General features: G+C 69.6%; 22 protein-coding genes. 14 read left to right on the forward strand and 8 right to left on the reverse strand.

The window, feature by feature from the left end; translation table 11 throughout:
• Positions 1 to 30: 30 nt before the first annotated feature.
• The 4 genes from pbpC to AC1RL8_RS14990 all read left to right on the forward strand — a co-directional run bounded on the left by pbpC (position 31) and on the right by AC1RL8_RS14990 (position 5,840).
• Positions 31 to 2,262, forward strand: a complete 2,232-nt coding sequence (gene pbpC, locus AC1RL8_RS14975) for a penicillin-binding protein 1C (protein ID WP_492684667.1) — start codon at positions 31 to 33, stop codon at positions 2,260 to 2,262.
• Positions 2,259 to 3,734: a TPM domain-containing protein gene (locus AC1RL8_RS14980; protein ID WP_492684668.1), complete on the forward strand. Its 1,476-nt coding sequence runs from the start codon at positions 2,259 to 2,261 to the stop codon at positions 3,732 to 3,734. The genes pbpC and AC1RL8_RS14980 overlap by 4 nt, the downstream gene beginning before the upstream one ends.
• A gap of 112 nt (positions 3,735 to 3,846) precedes the next feature.
• Positions 3,847 to 4,527 (forward strand): FadR/GntR family transcriptional regulator, encoded by a 681-nt coding sequence (locus tag AC1RL8_RS14985; protein WP_095949614.1) that lies wholly within the window; start codon positions 3,847 to 3,849, stop codon positions 4,525 to 4,527.
• On the forward strand, positions 4,524 to 5,840 hold the full coding sequence (locus AC1RL8_RS14990; RefSeq protein WP_095746504.1) for a CynX/NimT family MFS transporter: 1,317 nt from the start codon (positions 4,524 to 4,526) through the stop codon (positions 5,838 to 5,840). The genes AC1RL8_RS14985 and AC1RL8_RS14990 overlap by 4 nt, the downstream gene beginning before the upstream one ends.
• Positions 5,841 to 5,855: 15 nt before the next feature.
• Here the strand turns inward: AC1RL8_RS14990 and AC1RL8_RS14995 are convergent, their stop codons facing one another.
• Entirely contained in the window at positions 5,856 to 6,662 is an 807-nt protein-coding gene (locus tag AC1RL8_RS14995; RefSeq protein WP_492684669.1) for a hypothetical protein, read from the reverse strand.
• A 167-nt stretch (positions 6,663 to 6,829) separates the two neighbouring features.
• Here AC1RL8_RS14995 and AC1RL8_RS15000 point away from each other — a divergent pair, with 167 nt between their 5' ends.
• From AC1RL8_RS15000 to AC1RL8_RS15015, 4 genes are all read left to right on the forward strand, one after another.
• Positions 6,830 to 9,064 (forward strand): NADP-dependent isocitrate dehydrogenase, encoded by a 2,235-nt coding sequence (locus AC1RL8_RS15000; RefSeq protein ID WP_095949616.1) that lies wholly within the window; start codon positions 6,830 to 6,832, stop codon positions 9,062 to 9,064.
• A 153-nt stretch (positions 9,065 to 9,217) separates the two neighbouring features.
• Positions 9,218 to 9,580, forward strand: a complete 363-nt coding sequence (locus AC1RL8_RS15005) for a DUF1161 domain-containing protein (RefSeq protein ID WP_492684670.1) — start codon at positions 9,218 to 9,220, stop codon at positions 9,578 to 9,580.
• A 13-nt stretch (positions 9,581 to 9,593) separates the two neighbouring features.
• The gene (locus tag AC1RL8_RS15010; RefSeq protein ID WP_492684671.1) at positions 9,594 to 10,196 is read left to right on the forward strand and encodes a Pr6Pr family membrane protein; all 603 of its coding nucleotides are present in this window, start codon (positions 9,594 to 9,596) and stop codon (positions 10,194 to 10,196) included.
• 161 nt (positions 10,197 to 10,357) lie between these two features.
• A complete protein-coding gene (locus tag AC1RL8_RS15015; protein ID WP_492684672.1) occupies positions 10,358 to 11,122 on the forward strand; it encodes an SDR family oxidoreductase in 765 nt (254 codons plus the stop codon).
• Between the two features lie 14 nt (positions 11,123 to 11,136).
• Here the strand turns inward: AC1RL8_RS15015 and cynS are convergent, their stop codons facing one another.
• Positions 11,137 to 11,580 carry a cyanase gene (gene cynS, locus AC1RL8_RS15020; RefSeq protein WP_492684673.1) on the reverse strand — a complete coding sequence of 148 codons (444 nt, stop codon included), beginning with the start codon at positions 11,578 to 11,580 and terminating at the stop codon, positions 11,137 to 11,139.
• A gap of 73 nt (positions 11,581 to 11,653) precedes the next feature.
• Positions 11,654 to 12,076 carry a nuclear transport factor 2 family protein gene (locus AC1RL8_RS15025; RefSeq protein ID WP_492684674.1) on the reverse strand — a complete coding sequence of 141 codons (423 nt, stop codon included), beginning with the start codon at positions 12,074 to 12,076 and terminating at the stop codon, positions 11,654 to 11,656.
• An 88-nt stretch (positions 12,077 to 12,164) separates the two neighbouring features.
• Between AC1RL8_RS15025 and AC1RL8_RS15030 the strand changes: the two genes are divergently transcribed.
• The 3 genes from AC1RL8_RS15030 (at position 12,165) to AC1RL8_RS15040 (ending at position 14,967) form a co-directional block, all read left to right on the forward strand.
• On the forward strand, positions 12,165 to 12,746 hold the full coding sequence (locus AC1RL8_RS15030; RefSeq protein WP_492684675.1) for a TetR/AcrR family transcriptional regulator: 582 nt from the start codon (positions 12,165 to 12,167) through the stop codon (positions 12,744 to 12,746).
• A 32-nt stretch (positions 12,747 to 12,778) separates the two neighbouring features.
• Positions 12,779 to 13,672: a LysR substrate-binding domain-containing protein gene (locus AC1RL8_RS15035; RefSeq protein ID WP_070062186.1), complete on the forward strand. Its 894-nt coding sequence runs from the start codon at positions 12,779 to 12,781 to the stop codon at positions 13,670 to 13,672.
• 137 nt (positions 13,673 to 13,809) lie between these two features.
• Positions 13,810 to 14,967, forward strand: coding sequence for an alpha-hydroxy acid oxidase (locus AC1RL8_RS15040; RefSeq protein WP_307694872.1), 1,158 nt, complete (start codon positions 13,810 to 13,812; stop codon positions 14,965 to 14,967).
• Positions 14,968 to 15,003: 36 nt separating this feature from the next.
• Here the strand turns inward: AC1RL8_RS15040 and AC1RL8_RS15045 are convergent, their stop codons facing one another.
• Complete coding sequence (locus AC1RL8_RS15045) at positions 15,004 to 15,444, reverse strand: hypothetical protein (protein WP_070062185.1); 441 nt, start codon at positions 15,442 to 15,444, stop codon at positions 15,004 to 15,006.
• Positions 15,445 to 15,673: 229 nt separating this feature from the next.
• Here AC1RL8_RS15045 and AC1RL8_RS15050 point away from each other — a divergent pair, with 229 nt between their 5' ends.
• Complete coding sequence (locus AC1RL8_RS15050) at positions 15,674 to 16,021, forward strand: hypothetical protein (protein ID WP_307694874.1); 348 nt, start codon at positions 15,674 to 15,676, stop codon at positions 16,019 to 16,021.
• A 24-nt stretch (positions 16,022 to 16,045) separates the two neighbouring features.
• Here AC1RL8_RS15050 and AC1RL8_RS15055 read toward each other — a convergent pair whose 3' ends face one another.
• Genes AC1RL8_RS15055 through AC1RL8_RS15065 form a run of 3 tightly spaced genes read right to left on the reverse strand, consistent with a single transcriptional unit; the run spans position 16,046 to position 21,176 of the window.
• Complete coding sequence (locus tag AC1RL8_RS15055) at positions 16,046 to 17,020, reverse strand: tripartite tricarboxylate transporter substrate-binding protein (RefSeq protein WP_095949624.1); 975 nt, start codon at positions 17,018 to 17,020, stop codon at positions 16,046 to 16,048.
• A 29-nt stretch (positions 17,021 to 17,049) separates the two neighbouring features.
• Positions 17,050 to 18,402 (reverse strand): alpha/beta hydrolase family protein, encoded by a 1,353-nt coding sequence (locus AC1RL8_RS15060; protein ID WP_492684676.1) that lies wholly within the window; start codon positions 18,400 to 18,402, stop codon positions 17,050 to 17,052.
• Entirely contained in the window at positions 18,399 to 21,176 is a 2,778-nt protein-coding gene (locus AC1RL8_RS15065) for a tannase/feruloyl esterase family alpha/beta hydrolase (protein ID WP_492684677.1), read from the reverse strand. Before AC1RL8_RS15065 ends, AC1RL8_RS15060 begins: the two co-directional genes overlap by 4 nt.
• A gap of 119 nt (positions 21,177 to 21,295) precedes the next feature.
• On the opposite strand from AC1RL8_RS15065, the gene AC1RL8_RS15070 reads away from it, so the two are divergent.
• Both AC1RL8_RS15070 and AC1RL8_RS15075 read left to right on the forward strand, forming a co-directional pair.
• A complete protein-coding gene (locus AC1RL8_RS15070) occupies positions 21,296 to 22,222 on the forward strand; it encodes a LysR family transcriptional regulator (protein ID WP_062478005.1) in 927 nt (308 codons plus the stop codon).
• Positions 22,219 to 23,211, forward strand: a complete 993-nt coding sequence (locus AC1RL8_RS15075) for a Bug family tripartite tricarboxylate transporter substrate binding protein (RefSeq protein WP_492684678.1) — start codon at positions 22,219 to 22,221, stop codon at positions 23,209 to 23,211. Before AC1RL8_RS15070 ends, AC1RL8_RS15075 begins: the two co-directional genes overlap by 4 nt.
• Here AC1RL8_RS15075 and AC1RL8_RS15080 read toward each other — a convergent pair.
• Positions 23,208 to 24,329: a hypothetical protein gene (locus AC1RL8_RS15080; protein ID WP_492684679.1), complete on the reverse strand. Its 1,122-nt coding sequence runs from the start codon at positions 24,327 to 24,329 to the stop codon at positions 23,208 to 23,210. The genes AC1RL8_RS15075 and AC1RL8_RS15080 overlap by 4 nt on opposite strands.
• Positions 24,330 to 24,342: the final 13 nt, after the last annotated feature.

The raw sequence follows: 24,342 nt of genomic DNA on the forward strand, positions 1-24,342 counted from the left end.
GCCTGCCGCCCCGCGGCCCCGTCTGCTGCGATGCCTCTTGCGTTCTCGTTTTCTTCCACCGCCCGGCACACCCTGGCCGTGGTCCTGCTGACGGCAGCCGCCGCACCCTCCGCCTGGGCACTGGCCAGCTTCGAGGAGGTGAAGCGCGACTTCCGCTCCTCCGAGACCGCCGTGCTCGACCGCCAGGGCGAGCTGCTGCAGCGCGTGCGCACCGACCCCACGGTGCGGCGCGGCCAGTGGACCGCGCTGGCCGACGTGTCGCCCGCGCTGCGCGCGGCCATGGTGCTGAGCGAGGACAAGCGCTTCTACGAACACAGCGGCGTCGACTGGCGCGCCGCCTCGGCCGCGGCCTGGGGCAACCTGTGGAACACGCGCACGCGCGGCGCCTCGACCATCACCATGCAGCTGGCGGGCCTGCTCGACGACGACCTGCGCCGAGCGGCGGGCGGGCGCAGCTTCACGCAGAAGATCGGCCAGACCGTGGCCGCCACGCAGCTGGAGCGCCGCTGGCGCAAGGACCAGATCCTCGAGGCCTACCTGAACACGGTGCCCTTCCGCGGCGAGATCGTCGGCATCGACGCGCTCTCGCGCACGCTCTTCAGCAAGGCCCCGAGCGGGCTCGACGCGCGCGAGGCCGCGGTGGCCGCCGCGCTGGTGCGCGCGCCCAACGCCCGCCCCGCGCTGGTGGCGCAGCGCGCCTGCGAGGTGCTGCGCGTGATGGAGCCCGGCGCCAAGACCGACTGCGAGGCGCTCGACATGTTCACCAGCGCGGTGGTGCAGCGGCGCGCGTTCGAGCCCAACGAAGGCATCGCGCCGCATGCCGCGCGGCGGGTGCTGCGTGAACTGCGCGATGCGGGGAACGACAAGTCCACCGCGCCCACGAGCGTGCGCACCACGCTGCGCGCGCCGCTGCAGCGCTACGCGCTCGACAGCCTGCAGCGCCACCTGCGCGAGCTGCGCGACCGCCATGTGGAAGACGGCGCGCTCGTGGTGCTCGACAACGCGAGCGGCGAGGTGCTGGCCTGGGTCGGCTCCTCCGGCCCGCTGAGCCAGGCCGCCGAGGTCGACGGCGTGACCGCGCTGCGCCAGCCCGGCTCCACGCTCAAGCCGCTGCTGTACGCGCAGGCCCTGGCCGAGAAGCGCATCACGGCGGCCTCGCTGATCGAGGATTCGTCGGCGCAGATCAGCACCGCGAGCGGCCTCTACATTCCGCAGAACTACGACCGCCGCTTCAAGGGCCCGGTGTCGGCGCGCACCGCGCTGGCCGCCTCGCTCAACGTGCCGGCCGTGCGCACGCTGGTGATGGTGTCGCCCGAGGCCTTCGCGCGCGAACTGCGCGCCGCCGGCCTGCCGCTGCGCGAGAGCGGCGACTACTACGGCTACAGCCTGGCGCTGGGCAGCGCCGAGGTGTCGCTGCTGTCGCTGGCCAATGCCTACCGCATGATGGCCAACGGCGGACGCTTCGGCGCGACCACGCTCACACCGCGCCCACCCGCCCCGGCCGGCAAGCAGAAGCCCGCCGAGGCCGCGCCGCTGCTCGACCCGCGCGCCGCCTTCATCGTCAGCGACATCCTCTCCGACCCGAACGCGCGCACGCGCACCTTCGGCCTGGACAGCATCCTGTCCACCCGCTTCTGGACCGCCGTGAAGACCGGCACCAGCAAGGACATGCGCGACAACTGGGCCGTGGGCTGGTCGCAGCGCTACACGGTCGGCGTGTGGGTCGGCAACGCCAGCGGCGCCTCGATGTGGGACGTGAGCGGCACCAGCGGCGCCGCGCCCGTGTGGGCCGAGGTGATGCGCTTCCTGCACGCGCGCGAACCCAGCCGCGCGCCCGCGCCGCCCGCCGGGCTGGTCGAGGCGCGCGTGAGCTTCGGCCCGGGCGCCGACGGCAGCCCGCTCGAAGCAGCGCGCAGCGAATGGTTCCTGCAGGGCACCGAGCAGCCGCTGTTCGCGCTCGACACCGGCATGGCGAGCGACGCCGCCTCGGCGCGCATCACGGCGCCGTCCGACGGCACGATCCTCGCGCTCGACCCCGACATTCCGCCGCAGCGCCAGCGCGTGCGCTTCGAAGCCGAAGGGCGGGGCGTGCAGTGGCGCATCGACGGCAAGTTCCACGCGCGCGGCAACAGCGCGCAGTGGCTGCCATGGCCGGGGCGGCACCTGATCGAGCTGGTGGACGCCAGCGGCAAGGTGGTCGACCAGCGCCGGGTGGAGGTGCGCGGCGCGGGCGTGGTGGCGGCGAAGGGCGCGCGCCGATGAACGCGCCGATGCGCGCGCCGCTGTCGATGCCCCGCTGGCTGTCGCTGTGCCTGGGCCTGCTGTTGGTGCTGTGCCTGGCCGGCCCGCGCGCCGCGCAGGCCAAGCCCGTGCCGGTGCCGCCGATGAGTTCGCGCGTGGTCGACCTCGCGCAGGCGCTGCCGCCCGGCGAGGCCGAGGCGCTGCGCGCGCAGATCGCCGACATACAGAGCCGCACCCAGGCCCAGCTCGCCGTGCTCATCGTGCCGACCACGGGCGAGGACACCATCGAGAGCTACGCCACGCGCGTGTTCGCGAAGTGGCGGCTGGGCCGCAGCGACGCCGACGACGGCATCCTGCTGCTCGTGGCGCAGAAAGACCGCCGCATGCGCATCGAGGTCGGCACCGGGCTCGAAGGCACGGTGACCGACATCCAGGCGGCCCGCATCATCGACCGCGAAATGGCGCCGCGTTTTCGCGAGGGCGACTTCGCCGGCGGCGTGCAGGCGGCCGTGGGCGCGCTGGCGCGGCTGCTCGACGGCGAGGTGGGCGTTGTCGCGCCCGAGTCGCAGCAGATCGTCGTGGACCACGCCGCCGCACCCGCCCCCGCACCCGACGACGAGAAGGTCACCAGCCTCACGAGCGGCGGCCGCGTCACGCCCGAAGGCTGGGGCCTGCTGGGCGTGCTGCTGTGGGGCCTGGGCCTGGGCATCTACCACGGCCGCGGCATCGAGCGCGACCCGCCGCGCGGCACCTCGGCCTCGCGGCGTGCCGAAGAGAAAAAACGCAAGGGTCGGCGCAACGCCGGCGCGGGCCCCGAACCCTGGGCCGACGCCCTGGCGGCAATGAAGCCCGAACCGGCGCGTGCGCGCCCTGCCCCACGCGACCTGCGCCTGGTGCTCGGCCTGCTCGGGGCTGGCCCGCTGGCCGCCGGCGCGGCGCTGCTGAACCCGGCCATCGCGCTGGTGCTGGCGATGCCGGCGATCTTCGGCTACGGCCTGGGCTTTCTCTGCGGCATGTCGCGCACGGCCGCCATCTTCATGGGCGGCTTCGTGCTCGTGATCGCGTCGCTGGTCGCCATCGCGTGGACGGTCGGCGCCGACCGCTTCTGGTGGGGCTTCCTGTGGGCGCTGTGCATCGGCGGCGTGACGCTGTTCGCGGTGATCATCGTGCGCTGCATGGTCAACACCTTCCAGCGCAGCGTGGTCAGCTTCCTCGTGCGCCTGGCCATCGTGGCGGGCATCTGCGGCTACGTGTTCCACATCACCTCGCCCGGCCCGGTGCCGGACACCTCGTGGATTCCCATCGCGCTGGCGGCGTTCTTCTCGATGCTGATCGGCTTCCTGCCGCCCGGCGTCATGGAGTCGGGCAGCGGCGACGACGACGACAGCGGCTGGAGCAGCAGCAGTTCATCCTCTTCTTCATCCTCGTCGTCTTCGTCCTCCTCGGACAGCGGCGGTTCCAGCAGCGGCGGCGGCGCCTCGGGCAGCTGGTAAACCAGGCGGCCCGACACCCCGTCGCGCCGCCTTCATGCCCCTCCCGTTGACCCCGTCTTTTTAACAATGGTTAAATTCATCCAATCATTCAATGAATAAGCCGGCCTGACCCATGCTCGTCCAACCCCCTCGCACCTCCCTGGCCGACGCCGCCGCGAACAGCATCCGCACCGAAATTGCGGCGGGCCGCTGGCCCATCGGCTCGCGCATTCCGATCGAGCCCCAGCTGGCGCAGCTGCTGGGCGTGAGCCGCGGCACGGTGCGCGAGGCGGTGAAGACGCTGGTCTCGCGCGGCCTGCTCGAAGTGCGGCAGGGTTCGGGCACGTACGTGCGCTCGGGCTTCGACCCCTCGGCCAGCCTGCAGAAGCTGCGCCTGGCCAGCCTGCGCGACCAGTTCGAGGTGCGCCGCGCGCTCGAGGTCGAGGCCGCCCGGCTCGCCGCCGTGCGTCACACCGCGAAAGACCTGCGCCGGCTGAACGCCCTGCTCGACAAGCGCGGCCAGCCCGACCTGGCCGATGGCGGCGCGGCCTTCATCGAGCGCGACCTGGCCTTCCACCTGGCCATCGTCGATGTGTCGGGCAACCTGGCGCTGGTCGAGACCTGCCGCTTCATCACCGGCTACATCAAGGAGACCATCGCCAGCACGCTGAGCGCCAGCCTGCCCGAGCCCGACGAGGCGGCGCACCGCGCCATCGTCGAAGGCATCGCGAGCCGCGACCCCGAGCGCGCCGCCGCCGCCGTGCGCGAGCTGATGGCGCCGACGCTCAACGCGCTCGCACTGGGCACCGCATGAACTCCATGACCTTGCCCACGGGTGTTGCTGCGCGCACCCAGGCGGCGCCATCGGGCGCCGAAGAACTGCTGATCGACGCCGAAGTCGACAGCCTCCCCGCACCGCGCCCCACGCCGACGCCCAGCCGGGGCCGCCGGCTGCTGCTGGGCCTGACGGTGGTGCTCATCGCCTTCAACCTGCGGCCGGTGTTCGCCAGCCTGTCGGTGGTGCTGCCGGAAATCATCCGCGCCACCGGCCTGTCGGCCACCGCCGCCAGCCTGCTGACCACGCTGCCGATCGTCTGCCTGGGCGTGTTCGCGCCGATGGCGCCCTGGCTCGGGCGCCGCTTCGGCACCGAGCGCACGCTGCTGGGCTGCATGGTGCTGATCGGCGTGGGCACGGTGCTGCGCGGCACCGGCAACATCCCGCTGCTGTTCCTGGCCTCGGCCATCGCGGGCAGCGGCATCGCGGTGTCGAACGTGCTGCTCTCGGGCCTGGTGAAGCGCGACTTCGCCAAGCAGGCCGCGCTGATGATGGGCCTGTACACCATGGCCGTGTGCGGCGGCGCCGCCAGCGCCGCGGGCCTGACGGTGCCGCTGGAGCACGCGCTGGGCGGCGGCTGGACGCTGGCGCTCGCCATGTGGGCCGTGCCGGCCGCGCTGGTCACGTTCATCTGGGCGCCGCAGGCGCTGCCGCTCAAGCCGGTGGCCAGCGAGTCGGGCTTCACCGTGCGCGGCCTGTGGCGCGACCGACTGGCCTGGCAGGTGACCTTCTTCATGGGGCTGCAGTCGGCCCTGGCGTACATCGTGATGGGCTGGCTGGCGCCGATCCTGCGCGAGCGCGGGCTCAGCGGCGAAATGGCCGGCTACGTGGTGTCGCTGTCGGTCATGACGCAGGTCGTGACCTGCCTCGTGGTGCCGGCGCTGGCCGTGAAGCTGCGCAACCAGCGCGCGCTGGCGGTGGTGCTGTCGGCGATGACGGTGGCGGCCATGCTGGCCATGCTGTTCGCGCCGCTGGATGCCCCCGGCGGCATGTGGACCTGGGCCGTGGTGCTGGGCATTTCGCAGGGCGGCACCTTCGCGCTGGCGCTCACGATGATCGTGCTGCGCTCGCCCGATTCGCACATTGCCGCGCACCTGTCGGGCATGGCGCAGGGCGTGGGCTACATGGTGGCGGCCTTCGGCCCGCTGCTGGCCGGGCTGCTGCACGGCTGGACCGGCAGCTTCCGCGCCTCGGCGTGGCTGTTCGTCGGCCTGGGCGTGGTGCTGGTCATGGCGGGGCTGGGCGCGGGACGCACGCTGCACGTGGGCGCGGTGACGGTGCCGCGGCACTGAGCCGCTGCGGCCTGCCTACTGCAGCCCGCCGTCGCAGGCGGTCGGCTTCTGCGCGCTGTCGTCCGTGAAGTCGACGCTGGTGCGCTTGTTGCCGGCCGGCCCCGTGTGCGCCGGCCACTCGCTCTGCAGCCATGTGTAGCGCCACACATAGGGGCCACCGGCCTTCGCCGGCGCGTCGTAGGCGATGCGCAGGCTGCCGCGGCTTTCGTCGTGGCAGTGCTTCGAGGTCTTGTATTCCTTCTCGCTGAAGCAGGCACGAATCGACCGCGAGCACCAGTACGGGACGCCCTCGCGCGCGGCCTTGGCGCGCTGCCCGGGCGGCGTGTCCAGCGGCACGAAGTCGGCCGTCACATAGGACGCGCCGCCGCCCGAATAGCTTTCCGATTCGTGCTGGGTCACGGCCACGGCCCAGCGGCCCTCGGCCAGCGGGTAGAGCACCGGCGCGAGGGCCAGGTGCAACTCGGGGTCGGTGCTGGGGCGGTCGCGCTGCTGCGAGGCCACGTAGGTCGAGAAATCGTGCAGCTGCGCGAGTTGCCAGCCACCGGCGCCGGCGTCGCGCTTCAGGCGCGCCATGGCCAGGGGCTTTTCCGAGGTGAGCAGGTAGTCGTCGGGCGCGCCGCCGTCGCGCGGGCGGTGCAGCTTCAGCGCCCGCGCATCGCAGGGCTGGGGCAGCAAGGCGCACAGGTGGGCGCGCCACATGGCGTCGACGGCCTCGGGCGTCTTGACGGCCACGAAGACCTGCGCCGCGGGCGCGGCGAGCACGGGGCCGGCCAGCCACGAGACAAGAAGACCGACGATCCCGGCAAGAGGCAGCTTTTTCATGGGGCGCAATGGTAGCCATCGCGGGAAGCCCTGGCAGAGGGGTCATCGGGGTTTCTCCGGCCGCGCCCCGGCCCGACCGGGCGACAATGGGGGGCTCCGGCGAAAGTCCATTTCGCCCAATGAAATTTCAGCCCTCTCGACAACCCAGAACCTACGGAAGCAAGCGCATGAGCACGAAGCAACCCACCATCGTCTACACCCTCACCGACGAGGCGCCCCTGCTGGCGACCTACGCCTTCCTGCCCATCGTGCGCGCCTTCACGGCTCCGGCCGGCATCAACGTGACGACGAGCGACATCTCGGTGGCCGCCCGCATCCTGGGCGAGTTCCCCGAGTTCCTGAGCGACGACCAGAAGGTGCCCGACAACCTGGCCGAGCTGGGCAAGCTCACGCTCAAGCCCGAAGCCAACATCATCAAGCTGCCCAACATCAGCGCCTCGGTGTCGCAGCTCAAGTCGGCCATCAAGGAACTGCAGGGCAAGGGCTACAAGATCCCCGACTACCCGGAGAACCCGACCTCGGACGAGGACAAGGACATCCGCACGCGCTACAACAAGTGCACCGGCAGCGCCGTGAACCCCGTGCTGCGCGAAGGCAACTCCGACCGCCGCGCGCCCCGCGCCGTGAAGGAATACGCCCGCAAGAACCCGCACAGCATGGCCGAGTGGAGCCAGGCCTCGCGCTCGCACGTCTCGCACATGCACGGCGGCGACTTCTATCACGGCGAAAAGTCCATGACCCTGGACCGCGCGCGCAACGTCAAGATGGAACTGCTCACCAAGAGCGGCAAGACCATCGTGCTCAAGCCCAAGGTCGCCCTGCTCGACCGCGAAATCATCGACTCCATGTTCATGAGCAAGAAGGCCCTGCTGGCCTTCTATGAAAAGGAAATCGAAGACGCGCACAAGACCGGCGTGATGTTCTCGCTGCACGTGAAGGCCACGATGATGAAGGTCTCGCACCCCATCGTGTTCGGCCACTGCGTGAAGATCTTCTACAAGGAAGCCTTCGAGAAACACGGCAAGCTGTTCGACGAGCTGGGCATCAACGTCAACAACGGCATGGTCGACCTGTACAACAAGATCGCCACGCTGCCCCAGAGCACGCAGGACGAGATCAAGCGCGACCTGCACGCCTGCCACGAAGGCCGCCCCGAGCTGGCCATGGTCGACTCGGCCAAGGGCATCACCAACTTCCACTCGCCCAACGACGTGATCGTGGACGCCTCGATGCCCGCCATGATCCGCAACGGCGGCAAGATGTGGGGCGCCGACGGCCGCCTGAAGGACGTCAAGGCCGTGATGCCCGAATCGACCTTCGCCCGCATCTACCAGGAGATCATCAACTTCTGCAAGTGGCACGGCGCCTTCGACCCCAAGACCATGGGCACCGTGCCCAACGTCGGCCTCATGGCCCAGAAGGCCGAAGAGTACGGCTCGCACGACAAGACCTTCGAGATCCCCGAAGACGGCGTGGCCAACATCACCGACCTGGACACCGGCGAAGTGCTGATGAGCGAAGACGTGGAGAAGGGCGACATCTGGCGCATGTGCCAGGTCAAGGACGCCGCGATCCGCGACTGGGTGAAGCTGGCCGTGAACCGCGCGCGCAACTCCGGCATGCCGGTCGTGTTCTGGCTTGACGCCTACCGTCCGCACGAGGCGCAGCTGATCACCAAGGTCAAGATGTACCTGCACGAGCACGACACCACCGGCCTGGACATCCAGATCATGAGCCAGGTGCGCGCCATGCGCTACACGCTGGAGCGCGTCGTGCGCGGCCTGGACACCATCAGCGCCACCGGCAACATCCTGCGCGACTACCTCACCGACCTGTTCCCCATCATGGAACTGGGCACCTCGGCCAAGATGCTGTCGATCGTGCCGCTCATGGCCGGCGGTGGCATGTACGAGACCGGCGCGGGCGGCTCGGCCCCCAAGCACGTGCAGCAGCTGGTGGAAGAAAACCACCTGCGCTGGGATTCGCTCGGTGAATTCCTCGCGCTGGCCGTGAGCCTGGAAGATCTGGGCCTGAAGACCGGCAACGCGCAGGCCAAGATCCTGGCCAAGACGCTCGACGCCGCCACCGGCCAGCTGCTGGACAACAACAAGAACCCGTCGCCCAAGACCGGTCAGCTGGACAACCGCGGCAGCCAGTTCTACCTGGCCATGTACTGGGCCCAGGAACTCGCCGCACAGACCGAGGACAAGGAGCTGCAGGCCAAGTTCAAGAAGCTGGCCGAGGCACTCACCGCCAACGAAAAGAAGATCGTCGACGAACTCGCGGCCGTGCAAGGCAAGGCCGTGGACATCGGCGGCTACTACCTGGCCGACCCGAAGAAGTACGAAGCCGTGATGCGCCCGAGCGCCACGCTGAACGCGGTGCTGGCACCGGCGGTCTGATTCCGCTGCGTTGCGCCTCCCGGGCCTGACCAGGCCCGGAAGTGCCCACACCAACGGCCTGTCGCTCGCGCGGCGGGCCGTTGGTCTTTGTGCACGACTAGACTCCGATTTCTCCCGCCCCCACTGCACGCAAGAAAGAAAGGCAGGCCCCTCATGAAACGCCATTGGCTTGCTGTTGCCGCCGCCGCCTGGCCCCTGCTCATGGCCGCCGGCAGCGCCCATGCCCAGAGCCCGAGCCAGAGCAACTGCGAAACGCTGCGCGCCCAGATCGAAGCGAAGATCGCCGCGTCGGGCGTGACGAACTTCAGCGTGGTCACCGTCGATGCCGCCGCCACGGCGAGCGGACAGGTGGTGGGCAGCTGCGAGCTGGGCACGAAGAAGATCGTCTACCAGCGCGAAGGCGGCGCGGCCTCGCCGGCCCCGAGCGCCACCTCGGCGCCCGCGTCGCGCGGCGAGCCCATCCTCACAGAATGCAAGGACGGCTCGGTGTCCATGGGCGGCAGCTGCAGGCCCTGAGGACCGGCATCCCATGGCCTGGTCCGCCCTGCGCCTCTTCTTCGGCCTGCTGACCCTCGTGGCGGTCGGCTGGCAGCTGACGATCCATGTGCGCATGGGCTTCGACGTCGTCAACTTCTTCAGCTTCTTCACCAACCTCTCGAACCTGTTCGCGGCCATCGTGCTGGTGCTCGGAGCGCGCCGCCTCTGGCGCCCGGCGTCCACGGGACCCGACGAAGGGCTGCGCGCCCTGTCGGCCGTGAACATGGTGGTGGTCGGCATCGTCTTCTCGCTGCTGCTGCGCGACGTCGACCTCGGCGCGCTGCGGCCGTGGATCAACACGCTGCTGCACCACGTCATGCCGTGCGTCGTGCTGCTCGACTGGTTGCTGCAACCGCCGCGCACGCGCCTCGGCGGCCGGCAACTGCTGTGGACGCTGGTCTTCCCGATGGCCTACCTGGTCTACACGCTGGTGCGCGGCAGCCGCACGGGCTGGTACCCCTACCCCTTCCTCAACCCCGCCAACGTCGGCGGCTACGGCGGCGTGGCCGTCTATGCCGCAGGCATCGCGCTGACCTTCGGGTTGGCGGGATGGGGGCTGCTGGCGTTGGGGAACCGGCTGGGCCGGCGCGCCTGACGCGGCCCCGCGCACGGCCTGCCTGTTTCTGCATTTCGCAGGATCAGGCAAAAACCTCGTTCGATCCGGATACCGCCTCCGGCCCCTTCGCCCCGAGACTCCTCTGCATGCCCGGCGCACCCCTCGCGCCGTGGCGCATCGACCCGCATGAGGAGTTTTGTATGAGTGCAATCCAGGACACAGTGGTTCTCGTCACCGGCGCCAGCAGCGGCATCGGCGAGGCGACGGCGCGGCGGCTCGCGCGGCGCGGCGCCCATGTGGTGCTCGGCGCGCGCCGCACCGAACGGCTCGCGGCGCTCGCGGCCGAGATCAATGCCACCGGCGGCTCGGCGAGCTTCCGGCGGCTGGACGTGACGCACCGGCCCGACATGGAGGCCTTTGCCGAGTTCGCCCTCGACACGCATGACCGCATCGACGTGCTGGTGAACGCCGCCGGCGTGATGCCGCTGTCGCCGCTGTGGCAGCGCAAGATCGAGGAGTGGGAGCTGATGATCGACGTCAACCTGCGCGGCATGCTGCTGGGCGTGGCGGCCGTGCTGCCCACGATGCAGGAGCAGGGCTGGGGCCACATCGTCAACGTCGCGCCGGTGGCCATGGGCGGCGCTACGCCCGACTCGGCCGTCTACCACGGCACGCAGTACGCGGTGCAGGCGATTTCCGAAGGGCTGCGGCGGGAACACGCGGGGCGCCTGCACGTCTCGCTGGTGAGCCCCGACGTGGCCGAGGCCGCCGACCCGCTGGCCGAGCGCATCGCCGACAGCTACGCCTTCGAGCGCATGCGCACGCGGCGGCGGCTGACGACACCGGTCGAGGGCGTGGCGCGTGCCATTGCGGGTGCGATCGAGGGCGCGCGCTACGGCATGGCCGGCCCCGGCTGGCGCCCGGCCCCGACGCCGCGGCCGAAGCCGGCGGCACCGGTGTACTGACTGAACGCCGAACGTCAGTAGCTCTTGTACGGCAGGAACTTGCCCGACAGCACCACGTTGACGCGGTCGCCCTTCGGGTCGGGCTGGCGCTGGATGTCCATGCTGAAGTCGATGGCGCTCATGATGCCGTCGCCGAACTCTTCATGGATCAGTTCCTTGATGGTGGTGCCGTACACGCTCACCACCTCGTACCAGCGGTAGATCAGCGGGTCGGTCGGCACGGGCGTGGGCAGCGAGCCCTTGTAGGGCACGACCTGAAGCCACTTCTGCTCCTCGGGCGTGAGGCCGAAGATCTTGCCGACGGCCTTGGCCTGCTTGTCGTCGAGCGTCATCTGGCCGAGGCAGGCGGCGGTGGTCCACTCCTTCGACAGGCCGACCTTCCTGGCCACGTCGGCCCACTGGATGCCCTTGGACACCTTCACGGTGATGATCTTCTCGGTGACGTCGTTGCGGTTCATGCGGCTTGGCTCCTGGGTATGAAGGGATGCGACAGGGCAAGCAACAGGCATGCCCGTTGCCGCACCCTCCGCCTCAGCGCTCCCAGCGGAACTTGCGCTCCGACTCCGCAATGGACTGGTCGTTGATGCTGGCGTAGCGCCTTTGCATCAACCCGTTCTCCGCAAACTCCCAGTTCTCATTGCCATGGCTGCGGAACCACTGGCCCGCGGCGTCGTGCCATTCGTATTCGAAGCGCACCGCGATGCGGTTGTCCATGAAGGCCCACAGCTGCTTCTTCAGGCGGTAGTCGTGCTCGCGCTCCCACTTGCGGGTGAGGAATTCCACCACCTGCTCGCGGCCATTGACGAAGTCCGCGCGGTTGCGCCATTCGGTGTCGGGCGTGTAGGCCAGGCTCACGCGCGCGGGGTCGCGCGAGTTCCAGGCGTCTTCGGCGGCCTGGACTTTCTGGAGGGCGGATTCGAGGGTGAAGGGCGGCAGCGGCGGGCGGGATTCCATGGCGGTCTTTCAGTCAAAGAAATGAAGTGATGAAGGCCCGCAATGTGCCACGAGTAGACAGACCTGTCTACATGCCTACAATCGCCGCATGGACATCTCTGCACTGCCCGCGCGCGAGCGCATCCTGCTCACGGCGCACGAGCTCTTCTATGCCGACGGCATCCGCGCCACCGGCATCGACCGCGTGATCGCCGCGTCGGGCGTCACCAAGGTCACCTTCTACCGGCACTTCCCCTCGAAGGACGACCTGGTGCGCGCCTTTCTCGACCACCGGCACGGCGTGTGGATGGCCTGGTTCGTCGACGCGCTGGGCCGGCGCGACGCGCAGCAACGCATCGCGCAGGGGCAGGCGCTGCCGGTGCTGGCCGATGTGATGGCCGAATGGTTCTCCGACCCGCTGTTTCGGGGCTGTGCCTTCATCAACTCGGTGGTGGAAGTGGGGGCCAGCGTGGCCGGCGCCGCCGACATCGCGCGCGAGCACAAGCGCGAGATGGTCGAGGTGATCGCCGGCCTGCTGCCCGACGGCCCGCAGCGCATGGCCGTTGCACAAGCAGCCGCGCTCGGCGTCGACGGCGCCATCGTCAAGGCGCAGATGGGCGATGCGGCGCTGGCGCGCGAGGCGGTCGACGACCTGCGGCGGCTGCTCGATGCGCTGGTCGCCCTTCGATAACATCGCATCGCTCACTCCTTCCCAAAAAACACATGGCATCGACGCGACTCCCCTCGACCCAGGGCCTGCAGGCCTTCGAGGCCGTCGCGCGGCTGCGCAGCGTGAACCTGGCGGCCGAAGAGCTCAGCGTGACGCCCAGCGCCGTGAGCCACCGCATCCGCCAGCTCGAGACGCAGCTCGAGCTCAAGCTCTTCACGGGCAACGACTTCGGCCTGAGCGCCGACGGCGTGGCCTACCTGGCGCGCGTGCGCGAGGCCATTGCGGCGCTGCAGCAGGTGCCAGGGCGCGAGCCCGCGTCGCAGGTGCGGCGGCTGCGCGTGGCGGTCACGCCCACCTTCTCGCGCCAGATGCTGCTGCCCCGGCTGGCCGAGTTCCGCGACGCCTACCCGACCATCGAGCTGATGCTGCAGGTGACCATGCCGGTGCGCAACTTCACGGCCGAAGACGCCGACATCGAGCTGCGCTTCGGCACCGGCCCCTTCCACGACCGCGAGTTCTGCCAGCTGCTGGCCGACGACGTCTCGCCGGTGTGCAGCCCGGCCTACCTGGAACGCCACGGCCCCTTCGAGCAGCACTTCTCGACCGATGCCGAGGTGGCGCGCGTGCAGATGCTGCGCACGCCGCTGGAGTCGTGGCGCATCTGGTTCAAGGCCTGCGGCATCGGCCTGCCCGAGCCGGCCGTGGGCCACCAGTTCAACGACCTGGGCCTGGCGCTCGATGCGGCCGCCGAAGACTTCGGCGTGGTGCTCATGCACCTGCGGCTGGGCCGCGCCTGGCTGGACAACGGCCGGCTGGTGCGCCTGTCGCCGCACAGCGCGCCCTCGCCCAACGCCTACTTCCTGTGCTGGCGCCCCGGCACCATGGAACGCTGGGAATGCGCCACCTTCGTCGAATGGCTGCGCCAGGCGCTGCGCGAGCCGGGCTGAATAATTTTCAGCCGGGGTGTGGGCTTTTTTCAGGTCGCCGGCGCGTTTCCCCTGCAGACTCGACCCCCGGCGCTGCCGTGGCCCGTACAGGCTGCAGCCCGCCGCGACCCCCATAACACCAGCCAGGAGACTCCCCCGTGCCCGACCTTTCCAAGATCACCTGCATCGAAGACCTGCGGGCGATCGCCCAGCGGCGCGTGCCGAAGATGTTCTACGACTACGCCGACTCCGGCGCCTGGACCGAGGGCACCTACCGCGCCAACGAGAGCGACTTCCAGAAGATCAAGCTGCGCCAGCGCGTGGCCGTGAACATGGAAGGCCGGTCCACCCGCACCACCATGATCGGCCAGGAGGTCGCCATGCCCGTGGCCATCGCGCCCACGGGCCTGACCGGCATGCAGCACGCCGACGGCGAAATCCTGGGCGCACGCGCCGCCAAGGCCTTCGGCATTCCGTTCACGCTCTCGACCATGAGCATCTGCTCACTGGAAGACATTGCCGAAAACACCGACCGCCACCCCTTCTGGTTCCAGCTCTACGTGATGAAGGACCGCGACTTCATCGAACGCCTGATCGACCGCGCCAAGGCCGCCAACGTGTCGGCGCTGCAGCTCACGCTCGACCTGCAGATCCTCGGCCAGCGCCACAAGGACATCAAGAACGGCCTGTCCACCCCGCCCAAGCCCACGATCAAGAACCTCATCAACCTGGCGACCAAGCCGCGCTGGTGCATGGGCATGCTGGGCACCAAGCGGCGCACCTTCGGCAACATCGCCGGCCACGCCAAGGGCGTGAAAGACCTGTCGTCGCTGTCGTCGTGGACCGCCGAGCAGTTCGACCCGGCCCTGAGTTGGGCGGACGTCGAATGGATCAAGAAGCGCTGGGGCGGCAAGCTGATCCTCAAGGGCATCATGGACACGGAAGACGCACGCTTGGCCGTGGCCAGCGGCGCCGACGCGCTCATCGTCTCGAACCATGGCGGGCGCCAGCTCGATGGTGCGCCCTCCTCCATCGCCGCGCTGCCGGCCATCGCCGACGCCGTGGGCAGCCAGATCGAAGTGTGGATGGACGGCGGCGTGCGCAGCGGCCAGGACGTGCTCAAGGCCCGCGCCCTGGGCGCGCGCGGCACACTGATCGGCCGCAGCTTCCTGTACGGCCTGGGCGCCTACGGCCAGGAAGGCGTGACGCGCGCGCTGCAGATCATTCACAAGGAACTGGACATCACGATGGCCTTCTGCGGTCGCACGCAGATCGACGATGTGAAGTCGGACATCCTGTTGCCGGGGACGTTCTGACGCGGTCTGGCAGGGCCACGCCCGACGGTTACCCGCTCACTTCGTGAACCGTCGGAACGGCGCGCTCAACAGGCAGCCCAGCCAGAGCGTCGCCAGCCCGTCCGATGCCTCGTCGTGCCAGCCGCTCTTGTCGTTCCAGAGCAGCATCCTGTCATCGATGCTCACGCTCCACCTGGCATCCGGCAGCACTTCGCGGCGAATCCGGTTGAGGCAGGCCACCCAGTGGCTGGCCCCCTTGTGCATGGCGAACGCCTTGTTGTCGGGGAGTTTCGTGGCGCCTTCCAGTACCTTTCCCCCGGTGAGTCCGGACGCCTCGTAGAGCGTGAAGGTCTCCCAGTTGAGGCCCTTACCTGAATGCGCATGGCGGTCGGCTTCGTCGACTTTGTCGAAGGCAGCCACGATCGCGTCCAGGCGCTGCGCTTCCTCGCGGGTCAGGGGACTGTCTCGTCTTGCGTCGTAGTAGATGCTGAAGCTCATGGAGCCGATTTCTGATGAACAGGATCGACGAGGGTAATGGCTCTGAGCTGCGCCCTGGTGCATTCGATGCGGTGGGGCTAACTCGTTCACGATCGGTTTGCGATTGCCACGGCAAGCAAACTACTTGCGTCACGGTCATTGCTGATTCCAGCGCGACCTGCTGCATGTGCATGAGACAGCTCTCCCTAAGATTTTGAGGAGGCCACAACGGTCCAACAGGGAGAGAAAAATGACAGTACAGAACTCACGCAGCACCGCGCGACGCGATTCGATGAATGCCGGCCTGCGGCTGGTGCTGAGCGTGCTGACGTGGGTCGTTTCGATCCCGGTCCTCAATGTCCTGCTCACCGGCCTGGCGCGACGCCAGGTCCTGACATTGACAGGAACCGGTGTAGCCCTCGTCGCCTGCGCCCTGCTCTTGTGGGCAGGGTTGATCTACTGGTGGCAGGTTCCAGCCACCCCCAGCATCGCAAGACGCGTGACGTACTTCATTGCCTACGTCGCCGTCATGGCACTGCTGGGGCTGATCGGCGTGTGGGCCGCCTTCTGGGCCACCGTTGCCATCCACGGGCTCTGAGCGCGATGCGCGCGGCCGACAACCTCAGTCCGCGTACACCCCCGCCGCCTTGATGATCGGGCTCCACTTCGCGATCTCCGCCGCCACGAACTTCTTGTGCCCCTCGGGCTCGATGCGGCCGTCGGTGGCGACCACGGCGCCGAGTGCTTCTTCGCGCTTGATGAAATCGGCGTCCTTCAGCGCCGCCTTCAGCGCATCGCTGATCTTCTTGAGCACCGGCGCGGGCGTGCCCTTGGGCGCGTACAGGCCGTGCCAGATCGTCACCTGGAAGTTCTTCAGGCCGGCCTCGTCGAGCGTGGGCAGGTCTTTCAGGAGCGGCGTGGTCAGGCGTTTGGGCGTGGTCACCGCATAGGCCTTGACCTTCTTCGCTTCGATCTGCGGCGAGGTGTTGGTGCTCTGGTCGCACAGGAGGTCGATCTGGCCGCCGATCAGGTCGGTGATGGCCGGTGCCGTGCCCTTGTAGGGCACGGGCGTCATCTCGGTCTTCGTGGCGCTCTGGTAGAGCAAGCCGCACAGGTGCGAGGCCGAACCGATGCCTGCGTTGCCCAGGTTGATCTTGCCCTTGTTGGCGGCGATCCAGGCGGTCAGTTCCTTGTAGTTGGTGGCCGGCAGGCTGGGTTTGGCGATGAGCGTCATGGGCACGTCGTTGACGATGCCCAGGTACTCGAAGTCGGTCTCGACCTTGAACGGCACGTTGCGCACCAGCGTCGGCACGGTCGCCATCGCGATGTGGTTGAGCAGCAGCGTGTAGCCGTCGGGGTTGGCGCGCGCGACCTTGGCCGCGCCGATGGAGCTGCCCGCGCCGGGCACGTTGTCGATGATGACGCTGGCACCGCCCAGCGGCTTGCGCAGCGCCTCGGCGAGGTCGCGCGCGACACGGTCGGTCGGGCCGCCGGCCGCGAAGGGCACGACGATGGTCACGGGCTTGCCCGCGGGAAAGTCCTGCGCGTGGGCGCATACAGCAAGGGCCAGCGCCGCGAGGGCGAACAGTTTTTTCATGGAGGTCTCCGTCAAGGTCAAAAGAAAAATCAGGGCGCGCGCGAAGGCACGCGGCTTTCGAGCGTCGGGGGTTGCCACTCGGGTTGGATGTGGCAGCCGTTCTTGCCGTCGGTGTCGTAGCGCGGCATGAGCGACGCGCAACGTTGCGCCAGGCTCTGGGGCGTGGGCTTCTCGCCCTTGTCGATCCAGTCGAGCAATGCGCCGAAGAGCGCGGGGTATTCCGAATCGCTGAGGTAGCTGTGCTCGCGCTCGGCGCTGAAGCTCTGCACCAAGTTGCCGCCGGTGCCGGCCGCGTCGCGGATGCGGCGGTAGGCGTTCTCGAGTTCGACGAACGCCGTGGGGTCGTCGATGGCATGCAGGCCCACGGTGGGCAGCGAGGTGCGGCCGGTGGGCTGGCTGTCGGCCGCGAGCGCGCCCTGGGCCTGCGGGTCGGCCGCGTAGCGCAGCACGCCGGCATTGAGCGCCGCATCGTCGCCCGATCCGCTGTAGACCACGCCGATGTTGCCGAAGGGGTTGCGGCCCTTCAGGCGCTGCTGCACGAGGTCCTGGAACAGCCAGGTCGCCCAGTTGAGATGGCCGACGAGCGAGCGTTCGGGGATCTTCACGACCGAGAGAATCGTCTTCAGCCGCGCCGCCTGCTCGGGCGTGCGCTGCGCGGCGGGCGTTCCGACGCCGGTGCAGTCCTTGACGCGCGCCGCGAGGTCCGCGCGCGTGAGCTTCGCGTCCATCGGCAGGCCCATCCACAGCGGGTACTGGGGCTCGTCGGGCTTGGGGTGGTTGCGGCAGACGTACTGGTACACCACGCGCAGGTCGAGCCGGAAGTCGTAGGCGCTGTTGCCGCCGCCGAGCACGCCGCTGGTGAGCAGCAGGCCGTCGTACGGCGACTTCGCATCGCCTACCGGCGCATAGAGTTCGGCCGCCTTCGCCGCCACGCCCGCGCCGTAGCTCTGCCCGTGCAGCAGCGTGCGCTGAGGTGTGCCGAAGTGGCGCACGACGATCTGGCGCAGCCGCTCGGTGTCTTGCGCCGCCATCGTCACGCCGTAGCCGCCGCGCCGGTAGGTGGAGCCGGCCCAGGCATAGCCGGCCTTCACGGTGACGGCCCAGCGCTTCAGGTCCTCCTCGCTGCGCGCGAGCTTGGGCGCGCCGGTCTCGGGGCCGCCGTGCGCGTGCATCACGAGCACGCCGCGCTGCCAGTCTTTGGGCATGGCGATCCAGTAGAACGACCCTGCACCGTCTTCACCGGTGTAGCAGCGCGCGCTCTCCGGCACGGGCGACGGGCAGGCCGTGGGCTTCGGCGCGGTGGCGGGTGCCGCGTGCGCTGACAGCAGCGGCGCGGCGCCCAGCAAAGCGAAGGCGGCAAGTTGCGAGAGGTATTTTTTCAATGGCGTACTCCGAGGTCCAGCGCTGCGTTCGCCCCGTCGGTGGAGACGAAGGCAACGACGCCGCTGTTGAAGATGAGATGGCCCGGCCGGCCGGCGCCGGCCTGCGCCACGCCGAGCACCGGCGTGTCGTAGCCCAGCGTGGTGGCCGCGCCGCCGAGGTTGAAGGCGGTGCCGACCACGGTGGCCTCGCGGCCCTCGCCCTTCACGCTGGCCATGGCGTAGCTGCCGTCGGCCGCGCCGGGCATCAGCGTCTGCTGCACCGCGAGCAGGCGCAGGCCCGGCTGGATGACGGTGGCCGCGCCGCTGCTCGTGTCGGCGGCCGGCACGGCGGTGGCCACGCGCCGCAGGTACAGCGGCGTCGATACGCCGTTGACCAGCCCGATCACCACCGAGCCGGTGAGCGTGCCGCCCTCGGTCTCGGCGGTGCCGCTCGACGAGGTCGAGGTCGTGTACATGTCGAAGGCCCCGCGCGCCGTGCTGTAGCTGAGGTAGCCCTTCTCGGTGTTCTTGCAGGTCTGGTCGTAGGTCATGAAGCTGTTCGACGCCGGGCTGCGGCAGAACTGAAAGGTGCCCGCATTGCGCAGCCGCCCCGCCGACGAGAACGCCGCCGTGGTGCCCGCGCCGAGCTGTTCCACGCCGGCCGCATTGAAGATCAGCGAGACCGAGCGGAAGTCCGTCGACGGCGACACATTCTGGAAGGTGTTCTGGAACGCCACCAGCGGCGAGAAGCCGCTGCCGCCCGGCGGGTTCACGCCGCCCAGCAGCACGCCGCCGGCGCCGAAGCTGAACACCGCGCCGCTCTCGGCGCTCGCATAGCTGCAGCTGCCCTGCGACACGAGCGAGCCGCTGCGCTGCGTGCCGACCCGCGTGGGTTCGTGGCTCGCATCGATGGTCACGGTGTAGGCCATGGTGGCCGGGTCGATCTGCACCTGCAGCTCCTCGCCGAAGCTGTTGCCGCCTTTGTAGCGCGTCGCGCTCGCCGGCAGGTTGGGGCAGGCCAGCGGGTCGCCGGCCTCGGTCACGCAGCTGAAGTTGACGGCCGCATCGAGGCTGCCGCTGCCGCGGTACTTGGGCCACGACGGAAACTGGCACAGCGGGCGCGTGCGGCCGTAGCTGCCGGGCACAGCGTCCACCGCGACGGGCGTGGCGGGCGCCAGGCCGGCCTCGACCCAGCCTTCCAGCGCCGCGAGCGAGTCCCAGTTGGGAATGAAGCTGCCGGTGCCATGGCCCATGCCGGGCACGGTGTAGAAGCGCACGCTCTGCGTGACCGCGGCCTGGCCCAGCGTGGCGACGAGCTGCCGGTAGTAGTCGATGGTCGAGTTGGGGCTGATCACCTCGTCGGCCAGGCCGTGCAGCATGATCAGCTTGCCGCCGCGCGCGAAGAAGGGCGCGAGGTTCGGATCGGTCGCGTCGGTGAGCTGCGACACCTCGGCCACGCGCGCCGCGTACGCGCCGGGGTTCTGCGGATCGAAGCTCAGCGTGTTGAAACCGGCATCGCGCGTGACGAAGAACTTCACCCACTGGTCGCCCGTGACGTACATGTTGGCGTCGGCCGAGGTGGCGGGGTTGCCCGGCACCTTGCGCGTGCCGAGATCGCGCGTGGTGTACGGGCCGGCCACCAGCGCGCCTTCGAGGAGGTTGTAGCCGCCCGCGCGCTTCACGCCGTTGGCGAGCGAGTAGCTCGTGAACTCCAGCGGCGATTCGATGGCGTGCACCGTGTCGATCTGCGCGTCCGACAGGCAGGTGTCCGCCGTGTCCGCGCCGTTGGGGCAGTGCAGCGACGCGAGGATCTGCGTGTTGAGCTGACGGCAGCTTTCGACGTTGCTCACGATGTTGTCGATCGCGCCGTCGAGCTTGTCGCAGGCCTGCATCGCGGCCTTCTGCACCAGCAGCGTCTCCGTCAGGTTGAGCCAGCCCTTGCCGCCGTCGTTGTACAGCGCGCGGCCCACCGCCACGTTCGACAGCCGCGTGCCGGTGTAGTTGAGCGCGGGCTCATTGGCGATCACGCCGTCGTAGTCCTGCGGCCAGCGCTGGATGTAGCTCAGTGCGTCGCGCCCGCCGGTCGAGGTGCCGAGGAAGTAGGCGTGCCTGGGCTGCACTGCGTAGCGCGCGAACACCAGCGCCTGCGCCACGTCGCGCGTCTTCTTGAGCGACTGGCCGCCGTAGTTGGTCAACTGCTCGTCATTGGCCGCGAACTTGCCGTCGGTGATGCTGCTCGACTGGTGGCCCGAGTCGTCGCCGTAGGTCGCGTAGCCCAGCGCCAGCGGCGCGGGCTTGCCGGCGGGGCCGAAGCGGATGACCTCGGTGCCGTCGATGAGCACGCCGTCGAAGCCGCCGCCGCCGAAGTGGATGGTCTTCTGGTTCCACTGCTCGGGCAGGTTGACCGCGAAATGGATGCGCTGCGAGGCCGGGTCCACCGGCGCGATGGTGCCGCGCACGCGGCAGTAATCGCCCAGCGTGTTGCCCGCGTCGCCCGCGGCCACGGGCGTGGCGCTGGTGACGATGGCGCCCTGCGTGGGCAGGCTGATGAGCGCGGCAGGCAGGCTCTTGCCGGCGAGGTCGGCGCAGGCCACGACGGGCAGCACGGGCGGGGGCACTGTGCCGGGTGGCTCCTCGGCCGGCGGGGTGTCGCCGCTGGCGGGCGGCGGGGTCGGCAGGAAGAAGCCGGGGCTTCCTCCTCCCCCGCTGCCGCCACCGCAGGCGGCCAGGACCAACGACGCGCCAATCAGCGCAACGACGACACGAAACTTCGAGGCAGGGCGCGGTGTGCGCATGGATTTGTCTCCGGCATGCCGCCTCGGCGGGCGGCTTGTTTGAAGGGGCGGCCGGACGATAGATTCCGTGTGACCTAGGGTCAAATAAAATAACAAGGCCTATTCAATACAAAAAACATATGGACATACGAGCCCTGAGGTACTTCGTGGCCGTGGCCGGCACCGGCCACATGACGCGCGCCGCCGAGCAGCTGGGCATCCAGCAGCCGCCGCTGAGCCTGCAGATCAAGGCGCTGGAGCGCGAGCTGGGCGTGCTGCTGTTCAAGCGCCATCCGCGCGGCGTGGCGCTCACCGACGCCGGCCGGCTGTTCCAGGCCGAGGCGCTGCGCATGCTGCAGGACATGGAGGCCATGAAGCAGCGCATGGCGCGCGTGGCCCAGGGCCAGACCGGCACGCTGGCGGTCGGCTTCACCAGCTCGGCCGCGGCGCACCGCTTCATGCCCGAGGCGCTGCGCGCCTTCCGCCGCGCACACCCCGGCGTGGAGCTGCAGCTGCGCGAGGACAACGCCGCCGAGCTCACCGAGGCGCTGGCCGCGGGCCGGCTGCACTGCGGCCTGTTGCGCGTGCCCGTGGCGCGGCCCGAGGGGCTGGTGTTCGAGACGCTACTGCGCGAGCCCGTGTGGGTCGCGATGCCGAGCGATCACCGCTTCGCGCCTGCCGCAAATGGCAAGAAGCCCGCGAAGCCGCTGCCGCTGTCGAAACTCTGCGAAGAGGGCATCATCCTCGTGCGCCGCCCGGGCGCGCCCGGCCTCTATGCCGAGCTGCTCGCGCTGTGCCACGCGCAGGGCCTGCGCCCGCGCGTGGTGGCCGAAGTCGATCGCATGATGACCAACCTGAACCTCGTGGCCGCGGGCGTCGGCCTGTCGGTGGTGCCGACCTCGATGACCGGCGTGCACGCGCACGCCATCGCCTACACGCGGCTGGCCGACGGCGGCCAGCTCGACGCACCGCTCACGCTGGTGTCGCGCGCCGACGAAGACAACCTGCCGGCGCGGCACTTCGCGGCGCTGTTGCGTGGGCTGGCCGAGGGGAACGCTGCCGCATGACCGTGCCGCTGCTGCGCCGCCATTTCCTGCAACGCATCGGCTTCGCGGCTGCGTGCGCATTGCCGCATCTGTCGCACGCCGCCTCGTCGCCCTGGCCCAGCCGCCCCGTGCGCCTGATCGTGGTCTATCCGCCGGGCGGCGTGAGCGACGGCATGGCGCGCGCACTGGCCGAACCGCTGGCGCAGTCGCTGGGCGTGCCGGTGCTCATCGAACACCGCGCTGGCGCGGGCGGCAGCCTGGGCATGGATGCGCTCGCACGCGCCACGCCCGACGGCCACACGCTGGCCTTTTCGGCCATCAGCCCGCTCACCCTGCACCCGCTGCTCGCGCGCGCGCCCTACGACCCGCTGCGCGCCTTCGTGCCCGTGGCCAGCGTGATGCGCACGCCGGTGCTCGTCGTCGGTACGCCCGCCTTCACGGGTCGCGGCTTTGCAGAACTGATCGCGCTGGCGCGCCGCCAGCCCGGCGCGGTGCGCTGGGCCACCTCGGGCGTGGCGACCATCGGCCACATGGTGCTCGCGCAGGTGCGCCTGCAAAGCCGCACCGACATCACCCACATCCCCTACCAGGGCGGCGGGCCGCAGCTCAACGACGCGCTGGGCGGCCAGTTCGAGGTGCTGTCGACCAACGTCGCAGCGCAGCAGCTGCAGTACATCGAGGGCGGCCGGCTGCAGGCGCTGGCGGTCGGCGCGCCCGCGCGCATCGAAGCCTTGCCGGCGGTGCCCACGCTCGCGGAGCTGGGCTACGAGAAGGCGAACCGCGATTCACTGTTCGGCATCTTCGCGCCGGCGCGCACGCCGGCGGCGGTGGTGCAGCGCCTCAACGCCGAAATCAACCGCCTGCTGCAAGGCGACCCGCTGCGCGCGCGCCTGCGCGAGGCCTACAACCTGCCGGCCGGCGGGAGCATCGAAGACTTCGCGCAGGAGATCGCGGCAGACCGGCGGCGCAACCGCGCGCTGGTGGCGGGGGCGCAGGCGCAGTTCGACTAGGGCTGCGCGGCCACCCAGCCGAAGCCCGCGTACCAGGGGCTGAAGCGTGACGGGCGCTGTTCGATGTCGACCTGCTTCACCGCGCTGGCCAGTGCGGGCGACACGTTGCGCAACGCCATCACGGTCCATGCGCGGTCGAGCTGCTTGAGCAGACGGGCCTCGCAGCCGGGGCTCTCGCGCAGGCCGACAGGTGCCAGGCCCAATTGCACCGAGACATGCCCCTGCGCGGCCGCCCGTTCCCAGAGCACGCGCTTGCGCTCCGAGCCCAGCAACGTCAGCTGGCGCAGTTCGTACGTACCGGCCGGCAGCACGCCGGGCACGGCGTTCACCTGCAAGCGCACGTCCTTGCCCAGGCCGTTCCGGTCGGCCCCGAAGAGCCACTCGAAGTGATCGGTGGGCACCTGCGCCTGGATCGCCATCAGGCAGGGCGCGGGCAAGGGTTGCGTGCCCCGCAGCGTCTGGCGCGTGAGCACCATCAGCTCGGCGGTCTTCGACACCAGCGACAACGGGACCGGTGCCTGGTCGCCCGCCACGATCTGCGCGTCGATCGCGGTAGGCAACGTCGGCACGGTGGCGGCGTTGGCCGCATGCGCCAGCACCTGCGGGAACAGCACAGGCATCGTCTTGCCATTGCCGAAGCTCTCGCCCGTGGCGATCTCCAGGCGATCGGCGGTCAGGCGGTAGTAGCTCGGCAGCGTCGCCTCGACGTCGTAACCGCCGCGGCGCGTGGTGACGCGTTGGTAGAACTCGCGCGACGTGCTCGCCAGCAACGGCTGCAGCGCGCGCACCAGTTCATGGCGCTGCGCTTCGCTGACATTGTTCAGGTCGATGCGAATGCGGTTGGACGGGTAGGTAAAGAGCTTGGCCATGCCTCGCTCGAGTTCCGCCTTGTCCGGCGCGCGCGTCACGTAGAGAACAAAGCCGCCCACCAACGCGGCAATGCAGGTCCCCCACGTGAAGTAGCTCGTGACCTTGCGAAAACGGTCGGCGGCCCGCGAAGTGCCCATCCACCCCGCCAGCACCTCCCGGACGCCAAAGAGAACGACGCCGAGAACCAGGACGCCGAACATCAGCAGCACCACGGTGGCTGCATTGAAGGCGAAACTCAAAAAGCCCATGCCGCTGCGTTCA

The sequence above is a fragment of the Variovorax sp. GW822-FHT04E09 genome, from assembly GCF_058800845.1.